This is a genomic window from Zongyangia sp., assembly GCF_965361945.1.
Window position 1 is genome coordinate 1 of sequence record NZ_CBDTOK010000016.1, and the last position, 9507, is coordinate 9507.

The following is a 9507-nucleotide window of genomic DNA, read 5'->3' on the forward strand; positions in this document are numbered from 1 at the left end:
TTTCACCTTGCTGCCCACGCTGACATAGGGGGGCTTTTCCGGAGCGGGAGAGTGATAGAAGGTGCCCACAATGGGGGATTTGACCACATGGCCCTTGATTTCCTCCTTTTCCGGAGCAGTGGCCGCGCTGCTGGGAGCCGCGGCGGCCGGAGCAGCTACTACCTGGGCCGCCGGCGCTTGGACTACCTCGGTTTTGGGCCCCTCGATCACCACCTTCATCCCCTCAGATTCAATTTCCAGCCGGGTCAGTTTGTTTTTCGCCACCCGGTCCATTAAGCTTTTGATGTTATCTACGTTCAGTTCCATTGGTTCCTCCTGTCAAGCTCTCTCGTCTTCGAACTTCTTCAGGCACAAGGTGGCGTTCTGACCGCCAAAGCCCAGAGAATTGGTGATGGCATATTCGATGTCCGCCTTGCGGGCGCCTTCGGTGATATAATCCAGGTCGCACTCCTCGTCAGGCACCTTGTATCCTACGGTGGGAGGCAGAACGCCGTCCCGCAGAGCCAGGCAGGTGATGGCGGCCTCAATGGCGCCCGCCGCGCCCAGCATATGTCCGGTCATGGATTTGGTGGAGGAGATGGGCACCTGAGACGCCCGCTCCCCAAAGACCTTTTTCACCGCGTTTGTCTCATATTTATCGTTGATGGGGGTAGAGGTGCCGTGGGCGTTAATGTAACCCACGTCCTCTGTGGTAATCCCCGCCTCCCCGATGGAAAGCTCCATGGCCTTGATGGCGCCGGCGCCCTCCGGATCAGGGCTGGTGATGTGATAAGCGTCTGCCGTGGCGCCATAGCCTACTATCTCGCCGTAGATTTTGGCGTTTCTTGCCCTGGCGTGCTCCAATTCCTCTAAAATGAGCATTACCGAGCCCTCGCCCATAATAAAGCCGTCCCGCTCCTTGTCAAAGGGGATGGAGGCCCGGGCCTTGTCCTGGCTCTTGGAGAGAGCACCCATGTTGTTGAAGCCGGAAGCGGCGAATTTGGTGATGGTGGCTTCGGCGCCGCCGGCCACCGCCACATCCAGATAGCCGTATTTGATCTTGCGGAAGGCCTCGCCAATGGCGTGGTTGGCCGAGGAGCAGGCGGTGACCGCTGTAAAGTTATCGCCCTTGAAGCCATGCTGCATGGCGATCATACCGCAGCCCATATTGGAGATCATCATGGGGATAAAGAAGGGGGAAACCCGGTTGTATCCTTTCTCCAGAGCCTTGATATGCTCCTCCTCCAAGGTGTTGATGCCGCCGATACCGCTGCCCAGAATGACACCCACCCGGAAGGGATCCTCCTCTTTGAATTCGGTGCCGGCGTCGGTGAGGGCCAGGTTGGCCGCCGCGCAGGCAAACTGGCAGTACCGGTCCATCCGGCGGGCCTCTTTCTTGGCAATGCCATAATCTACGGCCTGGAAGTCCTTGACCTCCGCCGCCAGCTTGATGTCAAAATCGCTGGTGTCAAAGTGGGTGATTTCATCAATGCCGCAGACGCCGGCCTTGATATTCTCCCACATGGCATCCACACCGATCCCCACCGGGGTCACGGCGCCAATGCCGGTAATCACTACTCTTTTCATCTGATTTTCCATGCCTTTCCATCCCTTGCGGGCCAATTTTGCCCGCCGCTGGCCTTCTCCCAGCAGGTCAAAATGTAAAAATTATATCTTATTATACTATTTGTATTTAATTACATAGCCAATCCGCCGGATACCACCAGGGTCTGGCCAGTCATATAAGAAGCATCGGGGCCGGCCAGGAAGGATACCACAGCCGCTACCTCTTCCACCTTGCCAAACCGGCGCAGGGCGATGGCGTGGAGGGCTTCCTCCTTGACCTTGTCGGGGAGGACGGCGGTCATCTGGGTGTCGATGAATCCGGGAGCCACCGCATTGACGGTGATGTTCCGGCTGCCCAGCTCCTTGGCGGCGGTCATGGTCATACCAATGATGCCAGCCTTGGAAGCGCTGTAGTTAAACTGTCCGGCGTTGCCGTAAACTCCCGCCACCGAAGAGATGTTGATGATCCGGCCGCTTCTCTGGCGCATCATCAGGGCCCCGGCGTGGCGGGTCATGTTAAAGACGCTCTTCATATTCACATTGATGACCGCGTCATACTGCTCCTCGCTCATCCGAACCAGCAGCCCATCCTTGGTGATGCCGGCGTTGTTGACCAGCACATCCAGGCTGCCGAAGCGGGCGGCCACCTTCTTGACCATCTCGCCGCATCCGGCGAAATCGGTGACATCACAGATAAAGCAGTCGGCGTCCACGCCAAATTCCCGGCACTTGGCCGCTGTCTCTTTCCCGCCGTTTTCATATTCCGCTTCACCCCGGCAATTCACCGCGATGTTGAATCCATCCTGGGCCAGGCGCAGGGCGATGCAGGCGCCAATACCCTGGGAAGCTCCCGTAATCAATGCTGTCTTTGCCAAAATAAACACTCCTTCATCCTTATAACTTATGGTATAAACAAATATAAATTATACGTCAAATATAATAGCGCCGTAGGTCAGCCCCGCGCCAAAGCCCACCAAACAAACCCGGCTGCCCTGGGGCATCCGGCCAAGCCGTCTGGCCTCTTCACAGGCCAGGGGGATGCTGGCGGAGGAGGTGTTGGCGTATTTATCCAGATTGCAGAACACCTTCTCCATGGGGATATGGAGTTTCTGGGCCGCGGTTTTGATGATCCGGATGTTGGCCTGATGAGGGATGAGCAGATCGATGGACTCGGTGGGGATCCCCGCCTTTTCCGCCGCTTTTTCCACCGCATGGGGCATCACCCGGGTGGCGAATTTATAGACCTCCCGGCCATCCATATAGACAAATCCGTCGGGCCAATCAGGATAGCCCTCCGGAAGGGAGGCCGGATCGTTTTGCATAAACACGGTTTTCAGCTCCGGCTTTTTCGCGAAGAGGAGGTGGGCCCCGGTGCCATCGGCCCCCATATAAGAGGTATAAAGGGTGCCGGCGCCTTCCAATAGATAGGCCGCCGCCCCGTCCCCAAAGAGGACGCAGGTGGAACGGTCCTCATAGTTGCAGATCTGGGAGAGCCTTTCCGCGCAGATGACCAAAACCTTTTTCACATCGCCGGTGGCCAGATACCGCCGGGCCATATCAATGGCGTAAACACATCCGGCGCAGGCGCAGTTGAGGTCGATGGCCATGCACTCCTGGATGCCCAGCATCCCCTGGGCGATGCAGGCCATGGAGGGGGTGTAAAAATCCGCCGTCACCGAACTAAAGAGGATCAGATCCACCTCCTGGGGGTCGATACCGGCGTCTTCCAATGCCTTCTGCGCCGCTTTGACGCCCATATCCACCGTCAATTCCCCGTCGGCCACATGCCGGGTCTTGATTCCCGAGCGGGTGGTAATCCATTCGTCAGAAGTGTCCAAAAAAGAGGTGAAGGCTTCGTTATCCACCGTCAGGGGGGGGACATAACTCCCCATACCCAAAATCCGAATTCCCATTGCGTTTCCAATCCCCGCGGCCGCACGCGGTTGCAAGTTTTTCTCCAAACGGAAGCTGTCCACGAGCCATATTTGACAAGCTCCCCGCAAATTTTGTTAACTTTTTCGTGATCCCTTGATTTTCCAGGGGTTTATTGGTATATTGATTCTGTAGGCCTCCCGTCCATTTTTCAGGGAGGGCTTTTCTATGGTAGGGCGCGGCGCCAAAGGAGCCGGTATAAACTTCCATTTTTTAAAAAAAATATAATAGCCGTTACATTTTATTATGATAGTGGCTGACAGCGGATTTGTCAATCGGCTTTTTGTGAAATACTTCCCCAAAGACGAATTTTTTCTCATTCTGAAGGGCTTTTTACCCGTAAAACACTGCAAAGGAGACCATTGCCATGACGAAAGTAGCCTATCTCTTCTCCGGACAGGGGTCCCAATATCCCGGTATGGGCAAGGAATTTTACGACAATTTCCCGGCTGTGCGCCAGATTTATGAGTGCGCCGGGGACATTCTGGGCCGGGATATCGCCGCCGTATCCTTCGGCGAGGACGAGGCCCAGCTGCAAAAAACCATCAATGCCCAGCCGGCCATCTTTGCCCTAAGCCTAGCCTGCTATACCCTTTGCAAGGAGCATCTGCCTCCCGCCATCGCCATGGCCGGACACTCCCTGGGAGAGTATGCCGCCCTTTGTGCCGACGGCGTTATGACCATGGAGGACGGTTTTCGGGTCATCGGCGCCCGGGCTGCCGCCATGGAGAAGGCGGGAGAACGTCATCCCGGCGCCATGTATGCCATTATTGGCTGCGAACCGGCCACCATTGCCCAGGTCTGTGAGGAGACGGGGGGCTATGTCCTCCCCGTCAACTATAACAGCCCCGTCCAGACGGTCATCGCCGGGGAGCTGGACGCCGTCCAAAAGGCCGCGGAAACCTTCACCCAGATGGGGCATCGGGCCATTAAATTGGGGGTCTCCGCCGCCTTCCATTCCAAGCTCATGGAGGAAGCCGCCCAGGAGCTGAAGGAGGCTGTTTCCGGCATCCCCTTTGCTGAGCCGGCAGTCCCCTTCTTCTCCAATGTGACCGGCGACCAGAATGCCGATCTTTCCGACATGCCCTCCTATTTCTATCGTCATATGATCTCCCCCGTCCGCTTTACAGACGAGCTGACCCATATGCGGGAGGCCGGGCCCAGTGTTTTTGTGGAGCTGGGGCCGGGGAAGGTGCTCACCGGTTTGGTCAAGAAAACCCTCAAAGGCATGCCCGTCATGTACATTGAGAATATGAAAACCCTTGGGAAAGTGGTCGAGTCCCTTTCCCTGTAATAAAGATGAGGCGAATGTCATGAACCCTTCCTCAAAACGGCGGGCCTTTGCCCTGACCGGTTATCCCTTGGGACACACCATGTCCCCGCCCCTCCACCAGCGGCTGTTTGCAATGGCCGGCCGGGAGGGGGAATATCAGGTGCTGGAAATCCCTCCGGAGGAGCTTTCCTCCCGGGTGGAGGAGCTGTTGGCGCTGGATGGCTTTAACGTCACTATTCCCCATAAATTGGGGATTATTCCCTATTTGGATGAACTCTCTGATAGCGCCCGGCGCTATGGCGCTGTCAACACTGTCAAGTGCGGAGAAAAATCCATCGGTTACAACACCGATGTGGACGGTTTTGTCCGGGCGCTGGCCGAAGCCGGTGTGGAATTAAAAAGCAAGCGGGTCCTCGTCTTAGGAGCCGGCGGCGCCGGCCGGATGATGGCCATTGAATCCTGCCTCGGCGGCTGCGATGTGGTGGTGGCCATCCGGATGAGCAGTGTGCCCCGGGCTGAGGCCCTGGCGGCAGACATCCGCGCGCTGCGTCCCGACGCAAAGATCCGAATCTGTCTCATGGATGAAATCCTCCCCCTGATCGGTGAGGAGGGGGGCTTTGATCTGCTGTGCAACGCCACTCCGGTTGGTATGTATCCCAAAACCGACGCCATGCCTGCTCAGGAGGAGGTCATCAAAGCCTGCGGCTGTGTCTTTGACGCCATCTACAACCCTGGAAGGACCCGCCTTCTGGAAGTGGCCCAGCGCCATGGCATCCCCACGGTAGGCGGCATGTCCATGCTGGTGTGGCAGGCGGTGGCCGCCCACGAGATCTGGGACGGGGATCGGTATGACCCCGGCGACATCCAAAACCTGACAGAAGAAATGTCCCAACTTGTCTCGCTGCAGTTTGGCGGCGGAAAATAAGGGCCTTTGGCCAAAGGAGCGAAATCATGTCCCGCAATATTGTCTTATGTGGATTTATGGGCAGCGGAAAGACCACCATCGGTAAAATGCTGGCCCAGCATCTTCTTTATACCTTCGTAGACACCGACGATGTCATTGAAGCGACGACCGGTATGACAGTTCCCCAGATCTTTGAAATCCATGGGGAGGAACACTACCGGGATCTGGAACACAACGCGGTTAAGGAGCTGGCTTCCCGGAAAAAAAGCCATGTCATCGCCACCGGCGGCGGGGTAATGACCTTACAGCGGAATGTGGATGTATTCCGGACCCATGGGGATAAAATTATCTTTCTGGATATCCCCTTTGAGGTCTGCTATAAGCGGATCAAGGATTCGGACCGCCCGCTGGTACGAAACAACACAAAGGAAGCTTTACACGAGATTTACCACGCCCGCCGGGATCTCTACCTGGCGGCCTGCGACCAGCGGATTACCGGCCTGGATTCCCAGGCCATTGTCCGGGAGATTATCCAAGGGATCCATTCGTCCTATACCCCGGAAAGTGAACGGTACTAAACAAAAAAGCCCTCGGCTGATATAGCCGAGGGCTTTTTTATGTAATGCAGCGGAAACCCGCTGCTTTTCTTTTAAAAGGCGTTGTAGACAAAGGATATTTCCGCCCCGTCTGTATACAGCCAGAACAGGAGCAGGGCCAGCACCACCGCCGCCCGGGCCACATTCGAAAGCTCTCGCAGGCTGTTTTCCACATCCTCAATCCCAATGCGCAACCCATCTTTTTCAACACATCTTATAGCCTTCCTTCCATAGATTTAGCCGGTATAGGCGTTGAGGATATAATCAGTAAAGAAGGGGCGGGGCACATAGGAGTTATTCCCTCCGCAGGTAAATACGGTGACCAGCTCCAGCTGAGGAACCACATAGATGATCTGTCCACCGTGGCCGAAGGCAAAATAGGCGTCATACTGGGCGGTGGGATAAGGGGTCGTATAGGTGCCGTAGCCCCCCGTGGCAAAGGAGGTCACCCACCACTGGTAGCCATAAGAACCGGTGCTGTCTCCCGCTCCCCCATTTTGGGCGGTGGTGGATTCCTCCACCCAGTCGGCCGGCACCAGCTGCTGGCCGTTCCACTGGCCCCCTTGCAGATAAAGCTGGCCAAACCGCGCCGCATCCCTTGCCGTCATGGAGATTCCGTTGCCTCCATCGGTGATTCCCTGAGGGTCGGTCCCCCACTGGACACTTTCAATCCCCAGAGGATCAAATAGGTATTCCTTGCCGAATTCCAGCTGGTTCCTGCCGGTGGCGGCCTCCAGGGCGGCGGAGATCAAATGGGTGTTGCCGGTGCTGTAGTTAAAAACGGTGCCGGGCTGGGCCACCAGATCCCGGCCCAGGATGTAGTCTACCCAATTGGGGGATGTGCGAAATTCCACCCAGTTGGAATATCCGCTGCCCCATTCGTACCACTCCAGTCCCGAGGTCTGGGTCAGAAGATGGCGGAGGGTCAGCTGCTGTTTTCCTTCCTCCAGCTGGGAAACCTGGGGCAGATATTCGGAGAGCAGGTCATCTACGCTGCCAATATAGCCCTGTTCCATCGCAATGCCCAGCAGGGCGCTGGTGAAGGATTTGGAGGCGGAGTGGAGGGGGAAAACGCTGGTTTCGTCATAGCCCTCCTTGTAATACTCATCAATGATGACCCCATCCTTGACGGTGACCGCCGCATAGATCTCGGTACCGGCCAAGGCGGTATGCAGATCGTCAAAAACTTCCGGATCCATCTGGTGGTTTTCCGGCGTGTCGAACTGCCAGCTGTTGTCTGCCGCCGGCTCCTCTTCCTCCTCCGGCTGGCTTTCCGTCTCCGACGGAGCAGTCTCTGTCTGCTCTGTCACCGGGGCGGAGGAGGAACTTTGGGGCTCTTCCTCGCTGGAGCAGGCGGTCAGAGTCACCAGCAGCAGGGCCATGAGTAGGGCAAGTATTCTCTTCAAATGATATCGTCCTTTCTTCATCATTTATCCTTCATCTGCCGGGCCGTAGCCTTCCAGGCCAAAGACCGGCGGGGTTGTGTTAAGCTGCATCGGCTCCAGGGGGCCATATTCCTCTTCATAGGCCGCGACTTCCTCTTCCGCCTGGGTCCGCAGCGCTTCCAGATCCGGCGCGGGCTGATCTTCCAGGGTATGCCGCTCTGGAGTGGGGTAGTCCTGGGGGCAGGAGGGGGTCAGGTAGTTTTCCGCAATTTCGGCATTTTGCTCCTGGGATAGAAGGCCGGAATCCATCAGATTCTGCCCCCACCGGTGGGAACTTGCCATGGTGGCATCTCCCTTGAGGAAGTAGCGGTAGCGTACATAGCCGTGACGGGAGATATTGTCCTCCAGCTGGCTGTCCAGGTGATACCAAACCCCGTCAATCCTGACCACGGTCCAGGCGTGATCCACCAGGTGGCCTTCCTCTGAATAGGTAAGCCCCGGCACATACTCCGCTTCCAAGCCCATTCCCCGCAGCAGCAGGGTCAGGGCGGCGGCGTAGTCCTCACACATGCCCACCCCAAAGCGGAGGGGACTGATGGCCCGCTGCTCCACAAAGGGGATGGGTTCCCCTCCGCCGTGAACACGCCACAGATCAAAGCCCACAGGCTCATCCAGATAGGTGTGCTCGATCATATAGTCAAAGGCGGCCTTGGTCCGCTCATATTCACTCATTTCCGGGGTGACCAGCTGCTCTACCGTATCCTCCACCAGCTGCTGCAGGTAGGGATGGATGCCGAGGCTGTCCGTTTCCTCTGGCGCAGATGAGTCTGGCTCCGCCGTAGTCACTTCTGGCGGTGTAGTTTCCGCCGGCGCTGTGGAGGTGACCTCCGCTTGGGAGGAGGAAGACTCCGTCTGGGCGCTACAGCCGGAAAAACACAGGGCCAACGCCAGCAATAAAACAAGGCATTTCTTCATAGGCGCCACTCCTTTTTTCTCATCAGTTTCATCTAGGCAAAAAATAAAGGCCTCCCTTTGGTTTGGTGGAGGTCCTCGGGATAGTCTGTGAGGTATTCCTCAGGGTTTTCTATCCCTTGATTTTCTCCCTGTTCTGTTATACAATATTGATTGTAACAACCGGTTGTAACTACCGGTCAATATTTATTCTTTGAAAAAGCTTTTAACTTTTTGTAAACGGGAGAAAGGGGCAGAGTTCCATGTATTCCATGATGCAGGTTTGCCGGGAGACGGGCATGACCTATCAGACGCTGAAATTTTACTGCAATGAGGGGCTTATTCCCCATGTAAAACGCGACCGGAACAACCGCCGGATCTTTGACGACAACGATCTGCAATGGATCAAAAACTGCATCTGCCTGAAAAAATGCAACATGAGCATCCAGGAGATGAAAGAGTATCTCCAGCTCTGTTTAGAAGGGGAGTCCACCATCCCCCAGCGCAAAGAAATGCTGGCGCAAAAGCGGGAATCACTGGTGGCCGCCATAGAGGAACTCAACAATTCCGTGGCCTTTATTGACTGGAAACAGGAATTTTACGACGATGTTTTGGCCGGCAGGCGGCCTTATGTCTCCAATCTGATCCGAAATAAGGAGTAAATAAAAAACAAAAACCGTGTATCCCTTTTGGGGATACACGGTTTCTTTTGTCTGATTTTTGGGCCAAACGCGCCCGGAACCGGTGACACGGTTCCGGGGACATGTCCGAAATAAGGCTTACAGGATTAATCCAGGTTCCTGGAAAGCAGTTTGACGCAAGCGATGGCGCTGAGCACCATGGCCGCGCAGCCCGCAGCCACCAGGGATAAGGCGACAATGGCGTTCCAAAGGGCCGCGTTTTTTCCTTTTTCATTCATGG

General features: G+C 56.1%; 11 protein-coding genes. 4 read left to right on the forward strand and 7 right to left on the reverse strand.

Annotation, left to right across the window (positions count from 1 at the left end; translation table 11 throughout):
* The 4 genes from ACZ25G_RS00960 to ACZ25G_RS00975 form a co-directional block, all read right to left on the reverse strand.
* Positions 1-306, reverse strand: a 306-nt coding sequence (locus tag ACZ25G_RS00960; protein ID WP_463681219.1) for an acetyl-CoA carboxylase biotin carboxyl carrier protein, incomplete at its 3' end; no start/stop codon positions are given.
* A gap of 12 nt (positions 307-318) precedes the next feature.
* On the reverse strand, positions 319-1566 hold the full coding sequence (gene fabF, locus ACZ25G_RS00965) for a beta-ketoacyl-ACP synthase II (RefSeq protein WP_463681220.1): 1248 nt from the start codon (positions 1564-1566) through the stop codon (positions 319-321).
* Positions 1567-1676: 110 nt separating this feature from the next.
* Positions 1677-2420: a 3-oxoacyl-[acyl-carrier-protein] reductase gene (fabG, locus tag ACZ25G_RS00970; protein WP_463681221.1), complete on the reverse strand. Its 744-nt coding sequence runs from the start codon at positions 2418-2420 to the stop codon at positions 1677-1679.
* A 48-nt stretch (positions 2421-2468) separates the two neighbouring features.
* Entirely contained in the window at positions 2469-3458 is a 990-nt protein-coding gene (locus tag ACZ25G_RS00975) for a 3-oxoacyl-ACP synthase III family protein (protein WP_463681222.1), read from the reverse strand.
* A 386-nt stretch (positions 3459-3844) separates the two neighbouring features.
* Between ACZ25G_RS00975 and fabD the strand changes: the two genes are divergently transcribed.
* From fabD to ACZ25G_RS00990, 3 genes are read left to right on the forward strand one after another with little or no spacing between them, the layout of a single operon-like run.
* Entirely contained in the window at positions 3845-4771 is a 927-nt protein-coding gene (gene fabD / locus ACZ25G_RS00980) for an ACP S-malonyltransferase (RefSeq protein ID WP_463681223.1), read from the forward strand.
* Positions 4772-4790: 19 nt separating this feature from the next.
* Positions 4791-5675, forward strand: a complete 885-nt coding sequence (locus ACZ25G_RS00985; RefSeq protein WP_463681224.1) for a shikimate dehydrogenase family protein — start codon at positions 4791-4793, stop codon at positions 5673-5675.
* A 26-nt stretch (positions 5676-5701) separates the two neighbouring features.
* Entirely contained in the window at positions 5702-6232 is a 531-nt protein-coding gene (locus tag ACZ25G_RS00990; RefSeq protein ID WP_463681225.1) for a shikimate kinase, read from the forward strand.
* Positions 6233-6303: 71 nt separating this feature from the next.
* Here the strand turns inward: ACZ25G_RS00990 and ACZ25G_RS00995 are convergent, their stop codons facing one another.
* Genes ACZ25G_RS00995 through ACZ25G_RS01005 form a run of 3 tightly spaced genes read right to left on the reverse strand, consistent with a single transcriptional unit; the run spans position 6304 to position 8610 of the window.
* Positions 6304-6444, reverse strand: coding sequence for a hypothetical protein (locus ACZ25G_RS00995; protein ID WP_463681226.1), 141 nt, complete (start codon positions 6442-6444; stop codon positions 6304-6306).
* Positions 6445-6486: 42 nt separating this feature from the next.
* On the reverse strand, positions 6487-7656 hold the full coding sequence (locus tag ACZ25G_RS01000; protein ID WP_463681227.1) for a serine hydrolase domain-containing protein: 1170 nt from the start codon (positions 7654-7656) through the stop codon (positions 6487-6489).
* 24 nt (positions 7657-7680) lie between these two features.
* On the reverse strand, positions 7681-8610 hold the full coding sequence (locus ACZ25G_RS01005) for a transglutaminase domain-containing protein (protein WP_463681228.1): 930 nt from the start codon (positions 8608-8610) through the stop codon (positions 7681-7683).
* A 248-nt stretch (positions 8611-8858) separates the two neighbouring features.
* Here ACZ25G_RS01005 and ACZ25G_RS01010 point away from each other — a divergent pair, with 248 nt between their 5' ends.
* On the forward strand, positions 8859-9248 hold the full coding sequence (locus ACZ25G_RS01010) for a MerR family transcriptional regulator (protein WP_463681229.1): 390 nt from the start codon (positions 8859-8861) through the stop codon (positions 9246-9248).
* Positions 9249-9507 lie beyond the last annotated feature (259 nt).

What these genes read in the sequence shown, in the direction of transcription:
- ACZ25G_RS00990 (WP_463681225.1), top strand. Translation starts at nt 5,702, where the DNA reads ATGTCCCGCAATATTGTCTTATGTGGATTTATGGGCAGCGGAAAGACC.
- fabF (WP_463681220.1), bottom strand. Translation starts at nt 1,566, where the DNA reads ATGAAAAGAGTAGTGATTACCGGCATTGGCGCCGTGACCCCGGTGGGG.
- fabD (WP_463681223.1), top strand. Translation starts at nt 3,845, where the DNA reads ATGACGAAAGTAGCCTATCTCTTCTCCGGACAGGGGTCCCAATATCCC.
- ACZ25G_RS00985 (WP_463681224.1), top strand. Translation starts at nt 4,791, where the DNA reads ATGAACCCTTCCTCAAAACGGCGGGCCTTTGCCCTGACCGGTTATCCC.
- ACZ25G_RS00975 (WP_463681222.1), bottom strand. Translation starts at nt 3,458, where the DNA reads ATGGGAATTCGGATTTTGGGTATGGGGAGTTATGTCCCCCCCCTGACG.
- ACZ25G_RS01005 (WP_463681228.1), bottom strand. Translation starts at nt 8,610, where the DNA reads ATGAAGAAATGCCTTGTTTTATTGCTGGCGTTGGCCCTGTGTTTTTCC.
- ACZ25G_RS01010 (WP_463681229.1), top strand. Translation starts at nt 8,859, where the DNA reads ATGATGCAGGTTTGCCGGGAGACGGGCATGACCTATCAGACGCTGAAA.